Annotated in this window: 19 protein-coding genes, 21 tRNA genes and 1 riboswitch; of the genes, 37 read left to right on the top strand and 3 right to left on the bottom strand. The window is 32.4% G+C overall.

Annotation, left to right across the window (positions count from 1 at the left end; genetic code table 11):
• The first annotated feature begins 23 nt into the window (after nucleotides 1-23).
• The 8 genes from JOC70_RS16875 (at nucleotide 24) to gatB (ending at nucleotide 11,073) form a co-directional block, all read left to right on the top strand.
• The gene (locus JOC70_RS16875) at nucleotides 24-1,547 is read left to right on the top strand and encodes an AbgT family transporter (RefSeq protein WP_204600050.1); all 1,524 of its coding nucleotides are present in this window, start codon (nucleotides 24-26) and stop codon (nucleotides 1,545-1,547) included.
• A gap of 170 nt (nucleotides 1,548-1,717) precedes the next feature.
• Nucleotides 1,718-2,929 (top strand): M20 metallopeptidase family protein, encoded by a 1,212-nt coding sequence (locus tag JOC70_RS16870; RefSeq protein ID WP_243429173.1) that lies wholly within the window; start codon nucleotides 1,718-1,720, stop codon nucleotides 2,927-2,929.
• A 181-nt stretch (nucleotides 2,930-3,110) separates the two neighbouring features.
• Nucleotides 3,111-5,342 (top strand): DNA helicase PcrA, encoded by a 2,232-nt coding sequence (gene pcrA / locus JOC70_RS16865; protein WP_204600049.1) that lies wholly within the window; start codon nucleotides 3,111-3,113, stop codon nucleotides 5,340-5,342.
• A 14-nt stretch (nucleotides 5,343-5,356) separates the two neighbouring features.
• Nucleotides 5,357-7,372 (top strand): NAD-dependent DNA ligase LigA, encoded by a 2,016-nt coding sequence (ligA, locus tag JOC70_RS16860; protein ID WP_204600048.1) that lies wholly within the window; start codon nucleotides 5,357-5,359, stop codon nucleotides 7,370-7,372.
• 37 nt (nucleotides 7,373-7,409) lie between these two features.
• Nucleotides 7,410-7,679, top strand: coding sequence for a hypothetical protein (locus JOC70_RS16855; RefSeq protein ID WP_204600047.1), 270 nt, complete (start codon nucleotides 7,410-7,412; stop codon nucleotides 7,677-7,679).
• Nucleotides 7,680-7,806: 127 nt separating this feature from the next.
• Nucleotides 7,807-8,097 carry an Asp-tRNA(Asn)/Glu-tRNA(Gln) amidotransferase subunit GatC gene (gene gatC, locus JOC70_RS16850; protein WP_204600046.1) on the top strand — a complete coding sequence of 97 codons (291 nt, stop codon included), beginning with the start codon at nucleotides 7,807-7,809 and terminating at the stop codon, nucleotides 8,095-8,097.
• 32 nt (nucleotides 8,098-8,129) lie between these two features.
• Nucleotides 8,130-9,587 carry an Asp-tRNA(Asn)/Glu-tRNA(Gln) amidotransferase subunit GatA gene (gene gatA, locus JOC70_RS16845; protein WP_204600045.1) on the top strand — a complete coding sequence of 486 codons (1,458 nt, stop codon included), beginning with the start codon at nucleotides 8,130-8,132 and terminating at the stop codon, nucleotides 9,585-9,587.
• 55 nt (nucleotides 9,588-9,642) lie between these two features.
• Nucleotides 9,643-11,073, top strand: a complete 1,431-nt coding sequence (gatB, locus tag JOC70_RS16840; protein ID WP_204600044.1) for an Asp-tRNA(Asn)/Glu-tRNA(Gln) amidotransferase subunit GatB — start codon at nucleotides 9,643-9,645, stop codon at nucleotides 11,071-11,073.
• A gap of 34 nt (nucleotides 11,074-11,107) precedes the next feature.
• Here the strand turns inward: gatB and JOC70_RS16835 are convergent, their stop codons facing one another.
• Nucleotides 11,108-11,326 carry a hypothetical protein gene (locus JOC70_RS16835; protein ID WP_204600043.1) on the bottom strand — a complete coding sequence of 73 codons (219 nt, stop codon included), beginning with the start codon at nucleotides 11,324-11,326 and terminating at the stop codon, nucleotides 11,108-11,110.
• Between the two features lie 138 nt (nucleotides 11,327-11,464).
• Here JOC70_RS16835 and JOC70_RS16830 point away from each other — a divergent pair, with 138 nt between their 5' ends.
• Nucleotides 11,465-11,944: a hypothetical protein gene (locus JOC70_RS16830; protein WP_204600042.1), complete on the top strand. Its 480-nt coding sequence runs from the start codon at nucleotides 11,465-11,467 to the stop codon at nucleotides 11,942-11,944.
• 74 nt (nucleotides 11,945-12,018) lie between these two features.
• Entirely contained in the window at nucleotides 12,019-13,545 is a 1,527-nt protein-coding gene (locus JOC70_RS16825; RefSeq protein ID WP_204600041.1) for an ABC transporter substrate-binding protein, read from the top strand.
• Nucleotides 13,546-13,557: 12 nt separating this feature from the next.
• Here JOC70_RS16825 and JOC70_RS16820 read toward each other — a convergent pair whose 3' ends face one another.
• Complete coding sequence (locus JOC70_RS16820) at nucleotides 13,558-13,716, bottom strand: hydroxymyristoyl-ACP dehydratase (RefSeq protein ID WP_204600040.1); 159 nt, start codon at nucleotides 13,714-13,716, stop codon at nucleotides 13,558-13,560.
• A gap of 121 nt (nucleotides 13,717-13,837) precedes the next feature.
• Nucleotides 13,838-15,238 carry a hypothetical protein gene (locus JOC70_RS16815; protein WP_204600039.1) on the bottom strand — a complete coding sequence of 467 codons (1,401 nt, stop codon included), beginning with the start codon at nucleotides 15,236-15,238 and terminating at the stop codon, nucleotides 13,838-13,840.
• A gap of 158 nt (nucleotides 15,239-15,396) precedes the next feature.
• Between JOC70_RS16815 and rdgB the strand changes: the two genes are divergently transcribed.
• From rdgB to JOC70_RS16680, 27 genes are all read left to right on the top strand, one after another.
• Nucleotides 15,397-16,002, top strand: a complete 606-nt coding sequence (rdgB, locus tag JOC70_RS16810) for an RdgB/HAM1 family non-canonical purine NTP pyrophosphatase (RefSeq protein WP_204600038.1) — start codon at nucleotides 15,397-15,399, stop codon at nucleotides 16,000-16,002.
• Between the two features lie 3 nt (nucleotides 16,003-16,005).
• A complete protein-coding gene (locus tag JOC70_RS16805; RefSeq protein WP_204600037.1) occupies nucleotides 16,006-16,479 on the top strand; it encodes a metallophosphoesterase family protein in 474 nt (157 codons plus the stop codon).
• A 219-nt stretch (nucleotides 16,480-16,698) separates the two neighbouring features.
• A tRNA-Pro gene (locus tag JOC70_RS16800) sits at nucleotides 16,699-16,774 on the top strand.
• 8 nt (nucleotides 16,775-16,782) lie between these two features.
• Nucleotides 16,783-16,856, top strand: a tRNA-Gly gene (locus JOC70_RS16795).
• A 5-nt stretch (nucleotides 16,857-16,861) separates the two neighbouring features.
• Nucleotides 16,862-16,938, top strand: a tRNA-Arg gene (locus JOC70_RS16790).
• A gap of 4 nt (nucleotides 16,939-16,942) precedes the next feature.
• Nucleotides 16,943-17,018 (top strand) — tRNA-His (locus tag JOC70_RS16785).
• 3 nt (nucleotides 17,019-17,021) lie between these two features.
• Nucleotides 17,022-17,096, top strand: a tRNA-Gln gene (locus tag JOC70_RS16780).
• 1 nt (nucleotide 17,097) lies between these two features.
• A tRNA-Lys gene (locus tag JOC70_RS16775) sits at nucleotides 17,098-17,173 on the top strand.
• A gap of 13 nt (nucleotides 17,174-17,186) precedes the next feature.
• Nucleotides 17,187-17,270, top strand: a tRNA-Leu gene (locus JOC70_RS16770).
• A gap of 36 nt (nucleotides 17,271-17,306) precedes the next feature.
• Nucleotides 17,307-17,381: transfer RNA gene (locus tag JOC70_RS16765), tRNA-Gly, on the top strand.
• Nucleotides 17,382-17,385: 4 nt separating this feature from the next.
• A tRNA-Gly gene (locus JOC70_RS16760) sits at nucleotides 17,386-17,459 on the top strand.
• 4 nt (nucleotides 17,460-17,463) lie between these two features.
• Nucleotides 17,464-17,540, top strand: a tRNA-Arg gene (locus JOC70_RS16755).
• A 9-nt stretch (nucleotides 17,541-17,549) separates the two neighbouring features.
• Nucleotides 17,550-17,625 (top strand) — tRNA-Lys (locus JOC70_RS16750).
• Between the two features lie 16 nt (nucleotides 17,626-17,641).
• Nucleotides 17,642-17,717, top strand: a tRNA-Pro gene (locus JOC70_RS16745).
• 8 nt (nucleotides 17,718-17,725) lie between these two features.
• Nucleotides 17,726-17,799 (top strand) — tRNA-Gly (locus JOC70_RS16740).
• Nucleotides 17,800-17,803: 4 nt separating this feature from the next.
• Nucleotides 17,804-17,880 (top strand) — tRNA-Arg (locus tag JOC70_RS16735).
• A gap of 10 nt (nucleotides 17,881-17,890) precedes the next feature.
• A tRNA-Lys gene (locus JOC70_RS16730) sits at nucleotides 17,891-17,966 on the top strand.
• A gap of 18 nt (nucleotides 17,967-17,984) precedes the next feature.
• Nucleotides 17,985-18,060: transfer RNA gene (locus JOC70_RS16725), tRNA-His, on the top strand.
• Between the two features lie 12 nt (nucleotides 18,061-18,072).
• Nucleotides 18,073-18,148, top strand: a tRNA-Lys gene (locus JOC70_RS16720).
• A gap of 31 nt (nucleotides 18,149-18,179) precedes the next feature.
• A tRNA-Leu gene (locus JOC70_RS16715) sits at nucleotides 18,180-18,263 on the top strand.
• Between the two features lie 71 nt (nucleotides 18,264-18,334).
• Nucleotides 18,335-18,409: transfer RNA gene (locus JOC70_RS16710), tRNA-Gly, on the top strand.
• A gap of 4 nt (nucleotides 18,410-18,413) precedes the next feature.
• Nucleotides 18,414-18,487, top strand: a tRNA-Gly gene (locus JOC70_RS16705).
• Between the two features lie 26 nt (nucleotides 18,488-18,513).
• A tRNA-Arg gene (locus JOC70_RS16700) sits at nucleotides 18,514-18,590 on the top strand.
• Between the two features lie 224 nt (nucleotides 18,591-18,814).
• Nucleotides 18,815-19,078: a helix-turn-helix domain-containing protein gene (locus tag JOC70_RS16695; protein WP_204600036.1), complete on the top strand. Its 264-nt coding sequence runs from the start codon at nucleotides 18,815-18,817 to the stop codon at nucleotides 19,076-19,078.
• A gap of 228 nt (nucleotides 19,079-19,306) precedes the next feature.
• Nucleotides 19,307-20,578: a dicarboxylate/amino acid:cation symporter gene (locus tag JOC70_RS16690; protein WP_243429172.1), complete on the top strand. Its 1,272-nt coding sequence runs from the start codon at nucleotides 19,307-19,309 to the stop codon at nucleotides 20,576-20,578.
• Nucleotides 20,579-20,757: 179 nt separating this feature from the next.
• Nucleotides 20,758-20,859, top strand: a riboswitch (purine riboswitch).
• A gap of 134 nt (nucleotides 20,860-20,993) precedes the next feature.
• Nucleotides 20,994-21,572, top strand: a complete 579-nt coding sequence (locus tag JOC70_RS16685; RefSeq protein ID WP_204600035.1) for a xanthine phosphoribosyltransferase — start codon at nucleotides 20,994-20,996, stop codon at nucleotides 21,570-21,572.
• A gap of 65 nt (nucleotides 21,573-21,637) precedes the next feature.
• Nucleotides 21,638-22,756, top strand: a complete 1,119-nt coding sequence (locus tag JOC70_RS16680) for a BMP family ABC transporter substrate-binding protein (protein WP_204600034.1) — start codon at nucleotides 21,638-21,640, stop codon at nucleotides 22,754-22,756.
• Nucleotides 22,757-22,774: the final 18 nt, after the last annotated feature.

Below are 22,774 nucleotides of genomic sequence, written 5' to 3'. Positions count from 1 at the left end.
TTAATTGTGTTAGGAGGGGAATTATGGAGACTAATAAAAATGTAAAAACCGTTCAAAAAACGGGGGGATTTCTAGGTTGGGTGGAAAGAGTAGGAAATAAGATACCTCACCCATTTATGCTATTCATAGGTCTTATTGTATTGATATGGGTGATATCTGTAATCTGTGGAATGACGGGTGTTCAAGTGACTGACCCTGTAACTAATAAACCTGTTGTTGCAAAAAATCTCTTATCAAGAGAAGGCATAGTGTTTATGCTGGAAAGCATGATTAAAAACTTTACAGGATTTGCACCACTTGGCCTTGTTCTTACTATGACACTCGGTATTGGAATGGCAGAGCATGTAGGTTTTATGGGAACTTTTATGAAAGAGACCATAATGGGAGCTTCTCCTAAAGTAATAACATTTGCAGTTGCAGTAATTGGTATATGTGGAAATATTGCATCCGATGCAGCTATTGTAATAATTCCACCTATAGCTGGAGTTATATTCGCATCCATGGGAAGGCATCCGATAGCAGGTATTGCCCTTGGGTATGCTGCCACTACAGCAGGATTTAGTGCAAACTTAATTGTAGCTGGTACAGATGCTCTACTTGCAGGGATTTCTACAGAAGCAGTTCATTTGGTAAATAAAAATATATCTGTAACACCTGTAGATAACTGGTATTTCATGTTTATATCAACTTTTTTACTGGCAATTATATGTACTGTAGTTACAGAAAAGATTGTAGAACCAAGACTTGGAAAATATACTGGAAAGAAACAAGTTGAAAATAAACCTTCAACACCTGAAGAAAAAAGAGGCCTTAAGAAAGCTGGAGTTGTAGCGCTTATATATATAGCTATAGTAGCTATTGCAGTAGTTCCTAAAAACGGATTGTTAAGAAATCCTAAAACTCATGGAATTATCCCATCACCATTTTTAAATTCAATCATTCCACTACTATTATTCTTATTTGTGATAGTTTCTGTAATATATGGAAGAGAAGTAGGAAAAATAAAGACTTCTGGAGACATTCCTAAATATATGGCTGTAGCTATAAAAGACATGGCATCTTATATTGTACTTGTATTTGTTATAGGACAATTTATAGCTTACTTTAACTGGAGTAACTTGGGGTATATTTTAGCTGTAAATGGAGCCAATGCATTAAAGGCAGCTAATTTAACAGGTGTTCCATTATTTATATTATTTATTCTACTTACTGCATTTATAAATTTATTTATAGGTAGTGGTTCAGCAAAATGGGCATTACTTGCACCAATATTTGTGCCAATGTTTTATATGCTTGGCTATCATCCAGCATTAACACAGTTATTTTATAGAATAGGTGATTCAACCACTAATATAATATCACCACTATTCCCATACTTTCCAATTGTATTAGGTTTTGTAAATGAATATGATGAAGAGGCAGGAGTGGGTACGGTTTTATCAACAGCTATACCTTATAGCTTGATAATGCTAGGTGTATGGATTGTATTTATAATGGTATGGTATGCACTTGGATTACCAATAGGACCTGGGGTAAGTGTTAAGTAATAAATTTCAAACACAAGTTTTATTAATCTTTAGTCGATAATTAACAATTAACACAAAGATATTAAAAGTTTTATAATCCCTAATTTCTAATTTGATAATTAGGAGTTAGGGATTTAAGACTTGAGATTGATAAATTGGAAATAGGTATTATTATAATGGGGGGATTATATATGATAAATTTAGATACAAGTTCTAGGATGAGTTTGCAGCTTGATTCTATGATTGAAGATATTACTCAAGATATAATTAACATAAGAAGAGAAATTCATAAATATCCTGAACTTGGTATGAATGAGCATAAAACCGCTAAGATAGTAGAGAAGAGTTTGGAGGGATTGGGACTTGAAGTTGAAACAGGAGTAGGAAAAACAGGAGTGGTAGCGCTTTTAAGAGGGAAGGAAAATGGAAAGACAATTCTTTTAAGAGCTGATATGGATGCACTTCCTATAGATGAACAGACAGATATTTTATTTAAATCAGAGGTTCCGGGAGTGATGCATGCTTGTGGACATGATGTTCATACTTCAATTTTGATAGGAGCAGCTAAGGTGCTATCTCAAATGAAAGATGAAATAAGAGGGAATATAAAATTTGTATTTCAGCCTGCGGAGGAATGCAATCCAACAGGTGGTGCAAATTATATGATAGAGCAGGGGGTGCTTGAAAATCCTAAAGTAGATGCGGCAGTAGCACTTCATATATGGGATATTCCAGTGGGAAAGGTAGCATTAAAAACTGGAGTCATGATGGCTCAATCTGATAGAATATTCATAAAGATTAAAGGGAAAAGTGCCCATGGCTCAGCGCCCCATCAAGGAGCAGACGCTATAGTTGCAGCAGCACATGTCATTACGGCGCTTCAAACCATAGTAAGCAGAAATGTAAATCCACTAGATAGTGCAGTGGTGACACTTGGGGTTATAAGAGGCGGGTACAGATATAATGTAATACCAGATGGTGTAGAAATGGAAGGGACTGTAAGGACTTTCGCACAAGAGGTAGCTAGTATGATACCTGGAAGAATTGAAAACGTAATAAAAAATATATGTGAAGCTTTAGGATGTGATTATGAATTTAAATATGTACTAGGATACCCACTTACCCATAATGATGTAAAACTTACAAAGAATATTATAGAAGGACTTAGAGAGGCCATAGGAGAGGAAAATGTATTGATACCTGAAAGACCGGCCACAGGAGCAGAGGATTTTGCTTTTTTTAATAAGTATATCCCTTGTACATTTATGTGGGCAGGATGCAGATCTGATTTAAATAAAAATTCCTGCGTGCTGCACAATCCTAATTTTATTTGCGATGAAGGGGTTATACCTATTGGAATAAAATCAATGTGTGCAGCAGCACTAAAATTTGGTGATAGTTAAAACGTAAAATTTGCATTTATGTAAAGGGTTACTTTGTAAAAGGTCAGCGAAGGCTGGCTTTTTTTATTGCAGCTAAAAATTGGACAGTAGAAATTCAAAATAGGTATGATTAAATGCCTAGTAAAATGTTATAATATAAAACGAACTAGAAATTAATAAAGCAAATTTGGGAGTGAGTTATATGGATTTAAGAAAGTTACTTAATAAGGAACAGTATGAGGCAGCATCGACTGTAGATGGCCCACTACTTATCTTAGCAGGGGCAGGTTCTGGGAAAACAAGAGTACTTACATATAGAATTGCAAATTTAATAAAAAATTTAGATGTCTATCCTTCACAAATTCTCGCTATTACATTTACAAATAAAGCAGCTAAGGAAATGAAGGAAAGAGTAAAAAATATAGTTGGAAATGAAGCAGAAAATATGTGGATATCCACTTTTCACTCTACATGTGTAAAAATACTTAGAAGAGAAATAGAGAAACTTGGATACAATAAAAACTTTGCTATATACGATAGCTACGATCAAAAGACGCTTATGAAAGAGTGTATTAAGGAACTAAATATAAACGATAAGGATATAGATGAGAAACAAATTATAAATAAAATAGGAGAACAAAAGGATAATCTTATATCTCCAGAGCAATTTAAAAGGGAAAATGAAGGTAATTATAGAACTAATAAAATAGCAGATGTATACCTTTTATATCAAAAGAAATTAAAGAGCAATAATGCATTGGATTTTGATGATTTGATATACAAAACTGTTGAGCTGTTTAGAAAGAATCCAGATGTTTTAGAGTTTTATCAAAGAAAATTTAAATATATAATGGTAGATGAGTATCAAGATACGAATAAATGCCAGTATGAGCTTACGAAACTACTTGCAGCAGCTCATAGAAATATATGCGTTGTAGGTGATGATGATCAATGTATATATGCTTGGAGAGGTGCCGACATAAGAAATATACTAGATTTTGAGAAAGATTATCCTGAGGCAAAGGTTGTAAAACTAGAACAAAACTATAGATCAACTCCAAATATATTATATGCGGCTAATGGAGTTATAAAAAATAATAGTGAAAGAAAAAATAAGGCTCTTAGACCCTATAATGAAAGTATTATGGGAGAAAATATAAAGGTATATAGAGCAAGTTCTGATATAGATGAAGCTCAATTCATATGCAGCGAAATAAAGAAAATAAGGGATGCTGAAAATAAAAGCTATAATCAAATGTCCATTCTTTATAGAACTAATGCTCAATCTCGTATATTTGAAGAAGTTTTTATGAGAAACCAAATACCTTATAAAATAGTAGGTGGACTTAGATTTTATGATAGAAAAGAAATTAAAGATATAATGGGATATTTAAGGCTTATAAATAATCCATTAGACGATATAAGTTTAAAAAGAATAATAAATGTACCTAAAAGAGGTATTGGAGATAGTACTGTTGATAAGCTCCAAGAATTTGCAATAGATATGGATGAATGTATGTATAGTGTGCTTTTAGATGCAGAAAATATTGGACTTTCAGCTAGAGCGGTATCTTCTATAAATAAATTTGTAGGGCTAATAAATAGCTTTATAAGAAAAAAGGATGAAGTATCTGTATCAAAGCTTATTCAAGAAATTTTACAAACTACAGGATATATTGATGAACTTCAAAAATCTAACGATATAGAAGATTTAACTAGACTTGAAAATTTAAAGGAATTAGTTTCTGCTGCAGTGGATTTTGAAAGTGGATCTGATGACAAGAGTTTATCCGCCTTTTTAGAGCAAGTGACGCTAGTATCTGATGTGGATAACTATAGTGAAGATGTAGATGCTATAGTACTTATGACAGTGCATAGCGCTAAGGGATTAGAATTCGATGTAGTATTTATGGCAGGGATGGAAAATGGGATATTTCCAGGAGCTCAATCCATAAGTAATCCAGCAGAAATGGAGGAATCCAGGAGACTTTGCTATGTAGGAATTACAAGAGCTAAGGAAAGGCTTTATATTACTTCAGCATCTTCAAGAAGGGTATTTGGAAGATTTGTAAACTATCCAGAATCGGATTTCATAAGGGAAATACCTTTAAATTTAAAAGAGGATATAAGCCCACGTAATTCATTTAATAGACATATGAACGAAAGTAATAATTATATAAATAGAAATAATAGTCAAGTAAATACTAATATAACTAGACAAAATGTTCAAAGGGAAGCTGCTGCTGAAAGTAATAGTAATAAGTTAACTCAATTTGATGCAACTCCTGGGAAAAAGGTAAGACATGGTAAATTCGGAATAGGAACTATAGTAAGTGCAGTTAAAAGTGGAGAGGATGTAAAACTAACAATTGCATTTGATAGAATGGGAGTTAAAATATTGATGTTAAGTGTAGCTCCTTTAGAGGCGGTTTAGAGGAGGGCTAAGGCATGGGAAGTCTTGAACTAAAGAAAAGGGAAATAGAAGAACTTATAGAGGAACTTAATAGATATGCTTATGAATATTATGTATTAGATAATCCTTCTATATCCGATAAAGAATATGATAAAAAATATGATAAACTAAAAGTATTAGAAAAAGAAACAGGACACATATTACCATATTCTCCAACTCAAAGGGTTGGAGATGTGGTGTTAACTCAATTTCAAAAATATACTCATAAGGCAAGACTTTGGAGTCTTGATAAAGCTCAAAGCATTCAAGAATTAAAGGATTGGCACAACAAAAATATTAAGGCAGTAAATGATTATAATTCAATTCATGAGGAAAGGCTTCCAGAGCTTACCTATATAATAACAAAAAAATTTGATGGACTCAGCATAAATTGCACTTATGATGAGCTTGGAGTGTTATCTAAAGCTGCAACTAGAGGTAATGGTGAAGTTGGGGAAGATATAACAATGCAGGCTAAGACTATCAAAACATTACCATTAAAAATAGATAACTATAGCTTGATTGAAGTTCATGGAGAAGCTATAATGACTAAGGATGCTTTTGACGAATATAATAAAGAAGCTTCAACTCCATTAAAAAATTTAAGAAATGGAGCAGCGGGAGCATTAAGAAACTTAGACATAAGGGAAACTGCTAGAAGAAATCTTTCGGCTTTTTTCTATGATGTGGGATATAATGAGGGAAAGCCTTTTGAAAGCTATACTGAAATGATGAATTTTATAAAAGAAATGGGACTTCCTATGGATGATTATATGAAGACTTGTAAAAACATAGATGAAATTCAAGAAGAAATAGCTTACATAGAAAGTGTTAGAAATGATTTGAATTATGACATAGATGGAATAGTTATTGCAATTGATGATATTAAAACAAGAGAAGTTTTAGGATACACTATTAAATTTCCTAAATGGTCAATAGCTTATAAATTTGAAGCAGAAGAGGCTTCGACTACATTATTAGATGTGGAGTGGAACGTAGGCAGAAGTGGAAGAGTAACTCCTACGGCGCTATTAAAACCCGTAGAACTTGCAGGAGCCACTATAAAAAGAGCCACATTAAATAATATGGATGATATAAAAAGAAAAGGTGTTAAAATAGGTTGTGATGTATTTATTAGAAGATCTAATGACGTAATACCTGAAATAATGGGGGTTGTGGAAGAAACTTTATCTAATGGGAAGGAAATAGAGCCGCCAAATGAGTGCCCATATTGCGGCAGTGAGCTTATACAGGAAGGTGTACATTATTTTTGTGAGAACACATTATCTTGTAAGCCTCAAATGGTAAAGAGCATAGTTCATTTCGCAAGTCGTGAAGGAATGAATATAGAAGGTTTTAGTGAAAAAACTGCAGAGCAATTTTTTGAAAAACTTAATATAAAATCAATTGCTGATTTATATAGAATTACTAAAGAGGAATTACTCACTTTAGATAAGTTTGGAGAGAAGAAGGCTCAAAACATACTAAATGCATTAGAAAAAAGCAAGAAACCAGAATTATCTTCATTTATATACTCACTAGGTATTCCTAATGTAGGGAAAAAGACTGCAAAGGATTTAGTGAAAAAATTTAAAAGCTTAAAAAAAATAATTGATGCAAACTTTGAGGAACTTATATCCGTACAAGATATAGGGGACATAGTTGCAAAAAGTGTAATAGATTTTTTTAATCAAGAGAAAATAATAAAGAGCATTGAGGAATTATTGAGCCTTGGAATACAACCTATATCAGATAATTTGGAAGTAATAGAGGATAGTGTATTTGCAAATAAAACAGTAGTAGTTACGGGAGCCCTAAAAAAATATAGCAGAAATGAAATAAAGGAAAAACTAGAAGTTTTAGGCGCAAAGGTATCTGGCAGTGTCAGTAAAAAAACAGACTATGTGATTGCAGGTGAAGATGCAGGATCAAAATATGATAAGGCTGTGGAACTTGGAATAAACATACTTAATGAAGAAGAATTTGAAAAACTTATCAAAGAGCAGGTGTAAAAGAAAAGGTATATGAGAGAAACTGGAGGAGAATAAAATGAGGAAAACAGTAGATGTGCTAGGATGGGGACTTGTTTTAATAACTACTCTAGCATTAATACTTACGATACTAACAACTTATCAATTTGTTTACATAAAGTATTTTTATGGCTATTATACTTTACAATGGTGTATTTTCTTTACAATGATAATATGGAGCATAAAACTTATAGATTTTAAGGGTGGATTAACAAATAAAGTATACCCTTTAATATGTATATTTTTTGCTGCAGGAAGTATATTTTTTATATTTATGAATGTACAATAATTTAGGCCGACCCTGTATATAATGTATATAGGGTTGGCTTAAAATGTTATATGGTATATAATTTGTATTTTTTATGATACAATATAAGAGTTTAAAAAAATTTAATGTAGAAAGAGAGGGAATGTAAATGGCTGTTTCTAAAAAAGATGTGGAATATGTAGCTGAACTCGCTAGAATAGAGCTTACAGAAGAGGAAAAAGAAGGTCTTCTTGTGGATTTGAATAACGTTTTAAATTATATGGAAAAGTTAAATGAGCTTAATACAGATGACACTGATATAATAGTTAATCCATGCTATATCGAAAACAAATTTAGAGAAGACGAAGTAGAGGAATCTATGAATATAGAAGATGTAATGAACAATGCTCCAGAAAGATTAGAGGAGTATATAAAGGTTCCAAATGTAATAGAAAACTAAAAATTGCATTTTAAAAGGAGGGAACAGATATAATGGAATTATGTAATCTTACAGCCCATGAGCTGAAAGATAAAATTAAAACTAAAGAAGTAAAAGTTGAAGAAGTAGTACATAGTTATCTAAATAGAATAGAAAAAGTTGATTCCACTTTGGGTGCATATCTATATGTGTCAGGGGAAGAGGCTTTAAATAAGGCAAAAGAATTAGATGGTAAGATAGCTAGTGGAGAAGAACTTAAAAGTCTTACAGGAATTCCTGTGGCTATAAAAGATAACATAAGTGTAAGAGGTATGCAAAATACTTGTGCATCTAAAATACTTGAAGGATATAAGGCTCCTTACGATGCTCATGTCATAGAGAAAATAAAAGAGCAGGATGGAATAATACTCGGAAAACTAAATATGGATGAGTTTGCAATGGGATCCTCAAATGAAAATAGTGCATATAAGTTAGTGAGAAATCCTTGGGATACAGATAGAGTACCAGGAGGTTCTTCAGGAGGAAGTGCGGCTTGTGTTTCAGGACTTGAGGCGCCATTAGCTCTTGGAACAGATACTGGTGGGTCAGTTAGACAGCCAGCAGCTCTATGTGGAGTAGTTGGACTAAAACCAACCTACGGAAGAATATCTAGGTATGGGGCAGTGGCTTTTGGATCTACATTAGATCAAGTAGGAATAATTTCAAGAGATGTAGAAGATTCTGCGCTGTTAGCTCAAAATATTTCAGGATTAGATAAAAGAGATTTTACAACGGCTCCTATAGAAGTCATTGATTATTCTAAAGCCTTATCTAAAGATTTAAGAGGTAAAAAAATAGGTATACCAAAAGAGTTCTTTGGGGAAGGACTTAATGATGAAGTGAGAAAAACCGTAGAGGAAGCTATAAAGGTCTTAAAGGAAAATGGAGCAGATGTAGAAGAATGTTCACTTCCTTTAACTGATTATGCTCTTGCAGCGTATTATATAATTTCTAGTGCTGAAGCTTCATCAAACCTTGCAAGATTTGACGGGATAAGATATGGATATAGAACAGAAAACTCAAAAAATGCCGTAGATATCTATTTCAAATCTAGAGATGAAGGATTTGGATCAGAGGTAAAGAGAAGAATAATGCTTGGAACTTATGTTTTATCAGCAGGATACTATGATGCTTATTATAAAAAAGCACTAAAAGTTAGAAGTTTGATAAAGCAAGATTATGAAAGAGTATTTAAAGAGTTTGATGCAATAGTATGTCCAACTTCTCCAACACCTGCATTTAAAATAGGGGAAAAGTCAGATAATATTATGGAGATGTATTTATCTGATGTATATACTGTGCCAGTAAGTGTAGCAGGACTTCCAGCTATCTCAGTACCATGTGGAATGGTAAATGGATTACCGGTAGGGCTTCAAATAATAAGTAACTACTATAGAGAAGATATATTATTTAATTTAGCATATAGTTTTGAACAATCAACTAACTGGCACACTATGAAACCAAGTATTTAGTTAATAGTTGATATTTAGGACTTTTAAGAATTAAAAAAAGGAGTGGAAAAGATAGATGGAATTTGAAGCGGTAATAGGTCTTGAAGTTCATGCAGAACTTTCTACAAAGACTAAAATATATTGCGGATGTACAACTGAGTTTGGTGGAAAATCAAATACTCATGTATGTCCTGTATGCTTAGGGCTTCCGGGCTCACTGCCACAGTTAAATAAAAGGGTAGTAGATTATGCTATAAAGGCAGGGTTAGCCCTTAATTGCTCTATAAATCAGGTAAGCAGAATGGATAGAAAAAATTATTTTTATCCAGATTGTCCTAAGAATTACCAGATAACTCAAGATGAAATTCCAATATGTAGAGATGGCTATATAGAAATAGAACTTGAAAGTGGAGAAAAGAAAAAGATAGGTATTCAGAGAATACATATGGAGGAAGATGCAGGTAAACTACTTCATACAGGAAATGGAACATTAGTGGATTATAATAGAGCAGGAGTGCCTCTTATAGAAATAGTATCGAAACCTGATATTAAGACACCAGAAGAAGCAACTTTATATCTTCAGAAACTTAGAAGTATATTATCTTCTATTGAAGTATCTGATTGTAAGATGGAAGAGGGGTCTTTAAGGTGTGATGGCAACATATCTGTTATGCCAAAGGGAAGCGATGTATTTGGAACTAGAGTTGAAATAAAAAATATGAATTCATTTAAGGCTCTTGAAAAAGCTTTAAGATATGAATATGATAGACAAATTGAAGCTAATAAAAATGGAGAAAAGATTGAGCCGGAAACAAGAAGATGGGATGAAGCAAATAATGTAACTATAGTTATGAGAAATAAAGAGCAAGCAAATGACTATAGATATTTCCCAGAAGGAGATTTGGTAACTCTTAATATATCTGATGAGTGGATAGAAGAGGTTAGGAAAACAATACCAGAGCTTCCGCATGAAAAGCAAGAGCGATTTGTTCGCGAATATGGTATTCCAAAATATGATGCATCAGTTCTTACGCTGACTACAGCTATGGCAGAGTTCTTTGAAAGTACTGTAAAGTTATCTAATGACGCTAAGGCAACGTCTAACTGGCTTATGGGGGATATTTCAAAAATAATAAATGAAAAGGCTATAACTATAGCAGAAGTTAAGTTTACTCCAGAACATTTATCAGAGCTTATAAAGCTTATAGGCGCAGGAACTATCTCAAATAATATAGGTAAAAAAGTTATAGAAGAAATGTTTGAAACAGGAAAGTCTCCAAAGATAATAGTAGAAGAAAAGGGTCTAGTACAAAATAATGACGAGGGAGCTATACTTGAAGTGGTTAGAAAGATAATAGCAGATAATCCTCAATCTATAGAAGATTTTAAAAATGGTAAAACAAGAGCTATAGGCTTCTTAGTAGGTCTTGTAATGAAAGAAACTAAAGGTAAGGCAAACCCTCAAATAGTAAATAAACTTGTAAGTGAAGAAGTAAGCAAAGCCTAATAAAAATTCCCCATATAAGTCATGGGGAATTTTTTTATTTAGTAACTTCTTCTTGAGTTTTTAAGTCTTTAGATGAATCAGGAACATTAAATTTTTGACATAAGTTGTGCATATGTACGTTTAACTTTTCTAGTAAATAATTTTTATATTTCAATTGATTATATACCTGCTGTAATGTTACAAATCCCCATACAACTACAAATATTAATATGCACATAGATATTATAGCAAGTATTTCTAATGCTAAAATCATATAAATTTCCCTCCAGTAGATGAAAACTTGTAATAAAATTATACCATAAAAATAAATTATAACCTATAGCAAGTTATTTTGGAAATTAATATTCCTCTCGTTCATATAATATTAATGATCAATATTTGGGAGAGATTAGTGAGGGATAAATTTTATAAAGTTTATTTTAAGTTAATACAAGTGGATGAAAATAAGGCTATTTCAATTCTAAATAGAATAAGTACAGATAAAATATTTCATAATTTAATTAAGGTATGTTGGAAGAATAATATACAATATCGTGTTGTTTTAAAAAATAATGAAATACTTATGATGTACTTAGAGGGAAAAGAAGATAGTGTTTTCTTTAACTTTTCTAAAGAAAAGATGATATTTGAGGAGACATTTGAATGTTTTTTAACGCAGGCACTAAAATATAATGCTAAAAAATCTATATTTATAACTATGGGGATATTTGAAAATAAAATAATAAAAAGTCCTACTTTAGTTATTCATAGAAATATAAAGCTTATAGATAGATATACATTTATAAGACATCAAGTAGGATTGTCAGGAGACATTTTCAATAGTTTAAAGGAGAATAATTTTAAGTTTTATAGATATTTACCAATTTATTAAAATAAACAAAATATAAATTTTGTTTATTTTTTTTTGCTTGGGTAATAATTATTATAAGTAAAGGGGAGAGTAAAATGAAAAGAATTATAGCAATAGCTATAACAATATGTATTTTATTAAGTGGATGTATAGAAAAAAAGCAAAGTTTTAATGAAAGTGTATTAAATAAAGAGTATATCACCTATGCTATGATAAATATGCCTAAATATTTAAATATGAAAGCTGTTTATGATGATAATTCGCTGGAAATATTAAATTGTACATTTGAAGGGCTTGTAAAAAAAGATGATGAGGGGAATATAGTTCCAGGAATTGCAGAAAGATGGGAAATAAGTAAAGATAAAACTACTTATAAATTTTATATAAGAGATGATGCATATTTTAGCAATGGAGAATCTATAACCGCAGAAAACTTTAAGGTATTTTTTTCTGAACTTTTAAATAAGGATACTGATAATCCTTTAGGATATGAATTGTTTTGTATATTCGGAGCAGAAACTTATAAAAATGGCAAGACTAATTTTAGTAATGTAGCCATAAGTAATATAGAAAATAACATTCTTCAAATAAAACTTAATAGTCCGTGCAGTTTTTTTCTAGAGTTACTTGCTAATCCTATATATGGACTAAGAGAATTAGATAATAAAATTAATAATTGGGAAAGTAGTTATTCTACTTTAAAGTATTCAGGACAATATATAATAAAAGACATAAATGGTGATGAGATAAATCTAGTGCCTAATAAAAAGTATTGGGGAATTACACCAAATAATAAGATAAAAATTGTTAAGGTTGAAAGTGATGAAGATGCACTTGTAAATCTTCAATTAGGAAAAGTTGATTTATTTAAAAGTGAGCATTTAAGTAATATAGGAAATATACTAGAAGACCCATTTAAAAATGAATCTTATAAGTTTCAATATTTAGTATTTAACTTAAAGGAAAATAAAGTTCCATATAAGGTGAGAAAGATTATAAAGGAAGTTCTAAATAAAGAAAAAATTTATAATGAACTGTTAAAAGATGAAGCAGCACCTATAAATGGATTTATGAATTTACAGAAGAAAGTTAAAAGTGAGACTAAAAATAATCAAAGCAATATTGTGCTGGATATCAAACCTACGTTGAAGTTTATATTTAAGGATACAACAGAAGATAAAAAGTTAGCTAGTTATTTGAAGGCTAATATAGAAAAAGATTCGGACATAGCTATAGAACTAAAGGAATATAGCGAGAATGACTTTTTTAAAAATATAAATAATGGTGAGTATGATGTTGCTCTTATAAAATATAATAAAGAGTATGATAATGCTATGAGCATATTTGAAAAGTTTACTTACAATAATCCTTTTAATTATTCAAAATATAATAATTCTTTGTATAATGGATACGTAAATTTACTTAGGACAAATAAGGATACTAATAAACAAAGCGAACTGCAAAATAAGTGTTTTGAAATATTAGAAGAAGATATCCCTGTAATCCCCTTGTATTCAAATAATATATATGTTTATAAAAATAAATATATTGAAGGATTAAAGTTAAACTATAAATCATATATAAATTTTGAATCACTTCTAATAAATAAGAGTATCATTTAAAAAAAACCCCTCCTAATTTATGGGAGGAGCTTTTTTTGTAGATTCCTTTTCAGTATAATAACCACATTTCTCATTGGTAATTACACAATTGGAGGCACTAAGTATAGTATTAAAAGTACATATTCCGTCTCTTTCATACATACAGTTTTCAGAACAATTTATGTTCATCATAGTTATTACCTCCTATACAAAGGGTGGTTAATAAGAGGAAATTTAGTTGTAGGGTGATTTTAGTATGTGTATTTATATATAAAATATTTTATAAAAATAATTACTTAATTACCATAAAATTTTAAAATGACTCATGATTGTTTAAAAATATATATAAGAAAAATATAAACATATTTTTTTCGCTATAAAATGAATCCTTAGGAGTCTTAAATATGCCTTTTCTTTCACTGAATTTTATTTCCTTTAAGAATACAGGTGATATTTCTATGCTTTCTGGTGTTGGGATTGAATTCATTTTAAAGTTATCCTCATCAAGTAAATCTTCACTATTTAGTGAAAAGTTAATATATCTTTCTCTGTCATCTAATGAGGGTGCTTCGGGCCAACTTGATATTATGCCTGATTCAACTAATTGCTTTTTGAATACATTCAATAAAATACGATTCTCATTGGATTCTGAATTAGAATTTTCTTCGCTAAAAAACTTGTTATAAGCAAGTAAGCACATTATATATAAGTTGATTTCTTCTGCAGAGTAAACCATTTTATCTTTATCTGTATCTTTTATAAACAAACTTAAATCCTCATTGTAGAGATTTAAAATGCTCTCATATATACTGCTATATAAGTCTTTGAATTTTAATATGCCTGTATTTTTATAGAACATTATATAGTTAAGAGAACATAGACATTGATTTTCAAATTTACGTTTCTTTTGTAAAATTGTATATTCTTCATAGTTTTCTTGGATAAGTTCTAACAAATCCAATAGTATGAATTTTACATCTTCGTCTTTATAATACTCATACATTATATTGAATCCCAGGGCCAATTTTATTATTTCATCCATGTTTAAGTTGTATAATTCATCCTTATAGTTCTTAAACATATTTAGAATATCTAGTGAAAAGTTTTTGAATTCTTCACTGTCTTTATCTTCATAAAGAGAAGCTTTGTAAAAAGCAGCCATTAAAAAGCTTTGGTCAGAAAATTTGAATTCAGCATATTTGTTTTCAAATTTTAATTCATTTTCATCTTCAGGTGTTATATTAGCTTTATCTACGAATACTCCATTCTCATCTCTTAAGTAAGAAAAATAAAATTGTAGTTGTCTTTTAGTGAGTTTTGCATATAAACCACAATGGGAATATTTCGATTCATCTAGGTCTTTAAATTTGGAATAATAATCTGATAGTTCTAAAAGTGCTAAAGACATAAATGCATTAGAACTTATCAATACATCTTTTTTTAATTCTTTAATATCCCAAAGTAGTTTGCTGTCTGAGCTTATTTTAGGATCAGCTTTTTTATATATGCATATAAGTGGATATGAACCTTTAATTAGATTGAGTTCGCTCTGATGAAGGTTTTTTATTTTAAAGTCCTTTCGTGAAGTTGTAAGCCCTCCTCCAGTGTGTAACACGATATGTTTCATGGCTTCTTTTGATAAATGAAATAGTTGGTTTTTAATATTTTGTTCGGTTAAACTATTAATTCTAAGGAATGGTCCCATATACCTCAATTTAACACCTACTCTAAAATTAATCCTTATATAAATAATATGAGTGAAAGTGCAAAATGTTGATTATTTATTTTAAACTGTGGACATTTAATTTATATGTAGGTAAAATGAAGAATGTGCACAGATAAGTAAGTAAATAGGTGGTGGAATTTATTAAAATGAATAAAAGATTAGTTGTTGCAAGTAATAATACACATAAAATAATTGAAATAAAAGCTATATTATCAAAATTAAATATAGAAGTAATTTCACTAAGAGAAGCAAATATTGATATTGATGTAGAAGAAGATGGTATAACTTTCATAGATAATGCGAGGAAAAAGGCACAGGTAATATTTGATATGCTAAAAGGGGAGGCTATGGTACTGGCGGATGATTCAGGTATAGCTGTAGAGGCCTTAGATGGAGCTCCTGGAGTATTTTCAGCTAGGTTTGCAGGAGAACATGGCAATGATAAAAAAAACAATCAGAAGCTGTTAAAACTAATGGAAGGAAAACAAAACAGAAAGGCTAAATTTGTATGTGCTATGGTACTTTTCATAAATGCAGATAATGTGATTCAAGTACAAGGGGAGGTTCATGGTGTAGTTGCTGAGGAAATTAAAGGGGAACATGGATTTGGATATGATCCGATATTTTATATACCTCAATATGAAAAAACCTTTGGAGAACTTAGTGAAACCATAAAAAATACCATAAGTCATAGAGCACAGGCTTTAAATAAACTAGATGATGCCTTTAAGGAATATTTACAGGGGGAATAAAAATTGCTAATAGGAGTTGTAAGTGATACACATAGGCATACATGGATCATAGAAAGAGTTATGGAGAAACTTCAAAATATAGATATACTTATTCATTTAGGTGATAATATTCAAGATGTGAAAGATTTTAAGAAGTACTATAATGGAGAAATTATAAATGTAAAGGGAAATTGTGACTATTCTACAAGTGTATCCGCAGATATAGTAACTGATATAGCAGGCCATAAGTTCTTAATAACTCATGGGCATTACTATGATGTAAAACATAGTCTAACTAGATTGAAATTTAAAGCATTGGAACTTGGAGTAGAAGTAGTTTTATTCGGGCATACTCATATATCTCAAATAATATACGAAGAGGGCATATGGTTTGTGAATCCTGGAAGTCCCGTTATCGCCAGAGATGGATTTAATAGTGTAGCAGTAATAGAATTAGAAGATAATAAAATAAATGCTAGTATAAGAGCTATAAAATAAGACCTGATTTTCTTAAAAATGAGCATTTTCTCAATGAAAATTGAATTTATTTAGAATCCATACGCATTGATATAACTAGGATAAGGTGTAATTCACATAAAAACACATGAAAAAATATTAAAAAACTTGAAAAAAGGTGTTGACGGATTTAAGATTATCATGTAAAATAATTTATGTCGTCAGGAGCGAGCGAAACAAACGAAAACTTCTGAAGGATAACGGGGTGTAGCGCAGATGGGAGCGCGCGTGGTTTGGGACCATGAGGTCGCAGGTTCAATCCCTGTCACCCCGACCACAAAACCTGCGGGTGTAACTCAATGGTAGAGTGCTAGCCTTCCAAGCTAGTTACGAGGGTTCGATTCCCTTCACCCGCTCCAAAAATGCGTCTTTAGCTCAGCTGGATAGAGCAACGCCCTTCTAAGGCGTGGGCCAGGGGTTCGAATCCCTTAAGACGCACCATATGGTGGATGTAGTTCAGTTGGTAGAGCGCCAGATTGTGATTCTGGTTGTCGAGGGTTCGAATCCCTTCATTCACCCCATACTGGGATGTCGCCAAGCGGTAAGGCACGGCACTTTGACTGCCGCATTCGTAGGTTCGAATCCTGCTATCCCAGCCATGGTTCACTAGCTCAGTCGGTAGAGCACATGACTTTTAATCATGGTGTCCGGGGTTCGATTCCCCGGTGAGCCACCAATAAATTTAATATGCAGGTGTGGCGGAATTGGCAGACGCACTAGACTTAGGATCTAGCGCCTATGGCTTGCAGGTTCAACTCCTGTCACCTGCACCAATTAAATTATATTCAATATACAAGACAAGCTTATTTGCGGGAGTGGCTCAGTGGTAGAGCGTCACCTTGCCAAGGTGAACGTCGCGAGTTCGAATCTCGTCTTCCGCTCCAATATGCGGGTGTAACTCAATGGTAGAGTGCTAGCCTTCCAAGCTAGTTACGAGGGTTCGATTCCCTTCACCCGCTCCAATTTGCGTCTTTAGCTCAGCTGGATAGAGCAACGCCCTTCTAAGGCGTGGGCCAGGAGTTCGAATCTCTTAAGACGCACCATTAACATATGCGCCATTAGCTCAGTTGGTAGAGCACCTGACTCTTAATCAGGGTGTCCCGGGTTCGATCCCCTGATGGCGCACCATTAACAAATTTTATATCGGGGTGTAGCGCAGATGGGAGCGCGCGTGGTTTGGGACCATGAGGTCGCAGGTTCAATCCCTGTCACCCCGACCACAAAACTTGCGGGTGTAACTCAATGGTAGAGTGCTAGCCTTCCAAGCTAGTTACGAGGGTTCGATTCCCTTCACCCGCTCCAATTTGCGTCTTTAGCTCAGCTGGATAGAGCAACGCCCTTCTAAGGCGTGGGCCAGGAGTTCGAATCTCTTAAGACGCACCATTTAACATATGCGCCATTAGCTCAGTTGGTAGAGCACCTGACTCTTAATCAGGGTGTCCCGGGTTCGATCCCCTGATGGCGCACCATAATTTGTGCATGATGTGGTGGATGTAGTTCAGCTGGTAGAGCGCCAGATTGTGATTCTGGTTGTCGAGGGTTCGAATCCCTTCATTCACCCCACAAACATAGTATGATTCACTAGCTCAGTCGGTAGAGCACATGACTTTTAATCATGGTGTCCGGGGTTCGATTCCCCGGTGAGTCACCATTAGTACTTGTTAATAAGTACGCACATATATGCAGGTGTGGCGGAATTGGCAGACGCACTAGACTTAGGATCTAGCGCCTATGGCTTGCAGGTTCAACTCCTGTCACCTGCACCATATATGATTTGTTATAATGGTTTAAGAAAATAAAAACATATCAAAATCGATGATTTTGATGTTTTGTATTTGCGGGAGTGGCTCAGTGGTAGAGCGTCACCTTGCCAAGGTGAACGTCGCGAGTTCGAATCTCGTCTTCCGCTCCAATATGCGGGTGTAACTCAATGGTAGAGTGCTAGCCTTCCAAGCTAGTTACGAGGGTTCGATTCCCTTCACCCGCTCCAAATTTAAAAAGTTAGATGCGCTTTAAGCGCCCATAGCTCAGCTGGATAGAGTGACGGACTTCGAATCCGGAGGTCGCAGGTTCGACTCCTGTTGGGCGCACCATAAAGTATAATATAGGCATTACGCAAAAGGTTGATATATGAGGGTTTGTAAAACTTGAAAAAGTTTCACAAACTCTTTTTTATTTATTAAATATGAATAATGCTTCGATTTTTATATTAGTATGTAAATGCATTGTTAAATTCAAGTTAACTTTTTAACTTGAATTTAATTATTTCCTATATTATAATTATAGATAACGATTGCAGAATAAGGTTGGTGAAAACATGAAGGCGTATACATCACTTTTTTTAAAGGAGATATCTGATAGAATAAATTTTCTAATAAATCTTTATAATATTTCAGAAAATAAAATGACCTTATCTGATAATGTTATATCTGATTTCAACATAGCTATTTTAAAAAGAAAAGGATATATAATGGTAGGAGAAGAGAATTCCTATAAGGTTGTATATTTAACTGAAAAAGGAAGAATTCTAGCAAAAGAAAACATAAACTATAATAAAGAGTTAAGTATAAGTATTTGTTAATTATAAAAAGCAATTGGAGACTATTAGTTATATGCTAATAGTCTTTTTATTTTATAATATATAATCTCAAATGAAAGAAAAATGTATTCAAACTATCATATGTGATTTTGAATATTGCGAAAAATACATTGGAGAAAATTATTTATTGCGATAATTGTCGGTTTTTGTTATTATATACATGGTAAATGAAATATTATGCTAAGTAATGTATCAGGAGGTTGATGAAAATTGCAAATTAAAAAAATGTCTAATACAACTAAGATATTAATTGCATTAATTATGGGTATTGTCTTTGGAATAATATCTAATTTTGCTTTCTCAGATCAAGTTAAATTAGTTTTAAATATGTGGATATTAAAACCTGTAGGAAATGTTTTCTTAAGGGCTATTAAAATGCTAGTAGTTCCTTTGGTTATGTTTTCTTTAATATGTGGAGTAACTAGCATAAGCGATATGGGTAAGCTGGGTAGAGTTGGAGGGAAGATATTTTCCTACTATATGTTAACTACATCTATAGGAGTAACAATAGCTTTATTTTTTGCTAATTTGCTAAAGCCAGGCCTTGGAGTAGCTTTAACCGCCGGAAGTAGTGAAATAAAAAGTGCTGCTCCACCTTTTATTATGGATATACTTGTAAATATGGTTCCTACTAATCCAGTAGAAGCTATGGTAAAAGGGGACATGCTTCAAATAATAGTGTTCTCTATTGTATTTGGTATAGCTGTTAATATCATAGGAAATCCAGTAAAGCCCCTTGTTAATATTTTAAATCAAATAAATGAAGTATTATTAAAAATGATAGGATTAATTATGACATTGGCTCCTTATGGAGTATTTGCACTTATTTCTAGTGTAGTAGCTAGCCAAGGAATAAAAGTTCTATTACCGCTTTTAAAATATTTTTTTGCATGCTTATTTGTAATGATAGTACATGTAGTTGTGGTATATGGAGGAGCCTTAAAGGTTTTAGGTGGGTTAAGTCCTGTTAAATTCTTTAAGAAGTTTTGGCCAGTTATGGTATTGGCTTTAAGTACTTCTAGTAGTAATGCTACTATACCAATGAATTTAGATACATGTGAAAAGAAACTAGGTATTTCAAAACCTGTAGCAAGTTTTACAATTCCATTTGGATCTACTGTAAATATGGATGGAACTTCAATAATGCAGGGTGTGGCAGCATTGTTTATTGCTCAAATGTATGGAATAGACTTAAGTGTGCAACAACAGCTAATGATAATCCTGACTGCAACATTAGCTTCCATCGGAACAGCAGGAGTTCCAAGCTCTGGAGTAGTAATGCTTTCTATGGTACTTCAACAAGTAGGACTTCCGCTAGAGGGAGTGGCTTTAGTGTTAAGTATAGATAGACTTGTAGATATGGCAAGAACTGCAGTAAATATTACTGGGGATGCTGTTGGTACATTAATTGTAGCCAAGTCTGAAAATGAAATTGATTTAGAAGTATTTAATGATATGGATAAAATTAAAGAAGTAGCTTAATATAAAGATGGCACAATCATCACAAAGTGATGATTGTGCCATCTTTATATTAATAATAAAATACTTAGAAAAGTGAAATTTGCTGATTTATAGCGAAATCATGCAAGTAATGCTTGATTTTTATTAAGAAGTATTGTATTATATTTTTAACAAAGTAATTAACGAACATTAAACTTAAATTAAAATAAAATATTCGCACTCATATATACTTAGAAATAGGGTCTAAGTGTCTCTACCAGGCAACCGTAAATTGCTGGGCTATGGGTGTTTATTGAGCTAATATTGTTGTTTTCTAATACAATTAGCTTTTTAAACTCCCAAATTTTTGGGGGTTTTTATTTTTTATAGTAAATGCTTAAAATAGATTGAAGCATATGGATTTATTAATAAATCATATATGGAGAGGAATGAAAAGATGAATAAGTTAGTAGATAAAATTATCCAAGAAGGTAGGGTTATAGAAAATAGAATATTAAAAGTTGATAATTTCTTAAATCATCAAATTGATGTAGAATTGTTCAATTGGATGGGACAAGAGTTTAAGGAAAGATTTAAGGATAAAGATATAAATAAAATAATGACTTTAGAGACCTCTGGAATAGGTATCGCATGTATAGTAGCTCAATATTTTGATAATGTACCAGTAGTATTTGCAAAAAAATATTCAGGTACCAATATGGATACAAGTGTTTATGAAGCAGATGTATATTCTTTTACAAAAAACAAGGATTATAAGATAAGAGTTTCTAAGAATTATCTGTGCAAAAACGATAAAGTGCTCATAATAGATGATTTTTTAGCTATGGGAAGCGCTTCAGCAGGACTTATTAGTTTATGTGAACAAGCAGGAGCAGCTGTAGAAGGAATAGGTATAGCAATAGAAAAGAAGTTTCAACAAGGAAGAGAAGAGATATTGAGTAAGGGAATACAATTAGAATCTCTAGCAATAGTTGAAGCGTTAGAAGATGGAAAAGTTGTATTTAGTGAAGAATAGTAAGCTTTAAATTTTGATTCTAAATAAAATTTTAATATAAAATTTATACAAGGGGGAACACTAAGATGAAAAAGTTTAAAATAACATCTTTATTATTGGCATCTGTAATGTGTATTGGTTTAGCTTTAACAGGGTGCGGTAGCAACAAAAAAGAATCAAGTACTCAAAATGCTGCATCAGACAAAAAGGAAACAAAGGTAGGATTTATATATGTAGGACCTGTTGGAGACGGCGGATGGACATATTCTCATGATGAAGGCAGAAAGTATTTAGAAAAAGAGTTAAAGGTTCCAACTATTTATAAAGAATCTGTTAAAGAAGATACTGCTGAGGTACAGAAGGTTGTAGAAGATATGATAAATCAAGGATGCAACGTAATAATCGGTACAAGCTTTGGGTTTATGGATGGAATGGAAAAAGAAGCTCAAAAACATAAGGATATTAAATTTTTACATGCATCAGGATACAAATCATCAGAAAATATGGCTAATTACTTTGGAAGAATATATCAGGCAAGATATCTTTCAGGTATAGTTGCTGGAATGAAAACAAAAACAAACAAAATAGGATATGTAGGGGCATTCCCAATCCCAGAGGTTGTAAGAGGTATAAATGCATTTACACTAGGAGTAAAGTCAGTTAATCCAAATGCAGAGGTTTCCGTTAAATGGACAAATACTTGGTATGATCCAGCAAAGGAAAAGGAAGCAGCTAAGGCATTACTTGCAGAAGGATCAGATGTAATAACTCAACACCAAGATACAGCAGGACCACAGCAAGCAGCAGAAGAAAAAGGAGCATTTTCTATAGGATATAACACAGATATGAAAGATAAGGCTCCAAAAGCATATATGACAGCACCTATATGGAACTGGGGACCATATTATGTTGAACAAGTAAAGGCAATTAAAGAAGGAACATGGAAATCACAAAATGTTTGGGGAGGCCTTGAAACAGGTATGGTATCACTTGCCCCATTAACTGAAAATGCACCAGCTGGAGCGAAGGAAGCAGTTGAAAAGGCTCAGAAGGAAATAATGGACGGAAAGAATAAAATATTTGTAGGACCAATAAAGGATCAAAATGGAAATATAAAAGTTGAAAAAGACAAGATTATGACAGATGAGGAATTATTAAGCTTTAATTGGTTTGTAGAAGGTGTAAAAGGTCAACTAGCAAAATAAATAAAAGTATAGGTGATG

Origin of the sequence: Clostridium pascui, assembly GCF_016908015.1 — a bacterium.
In the GTDB taxonomy this organism is placed as follows: domain Bacteria; phylum Bacillota; class Clostridia; order Clostridiales; family Clostridiaceae; genus Clostridium_AK; species Clostridium_AK pascui.
The sequence above is the reverse complement of the archived record's forward strand: the minus strand, read 5'-3'. Positions and strand labels throughout refer to the sequence as shown.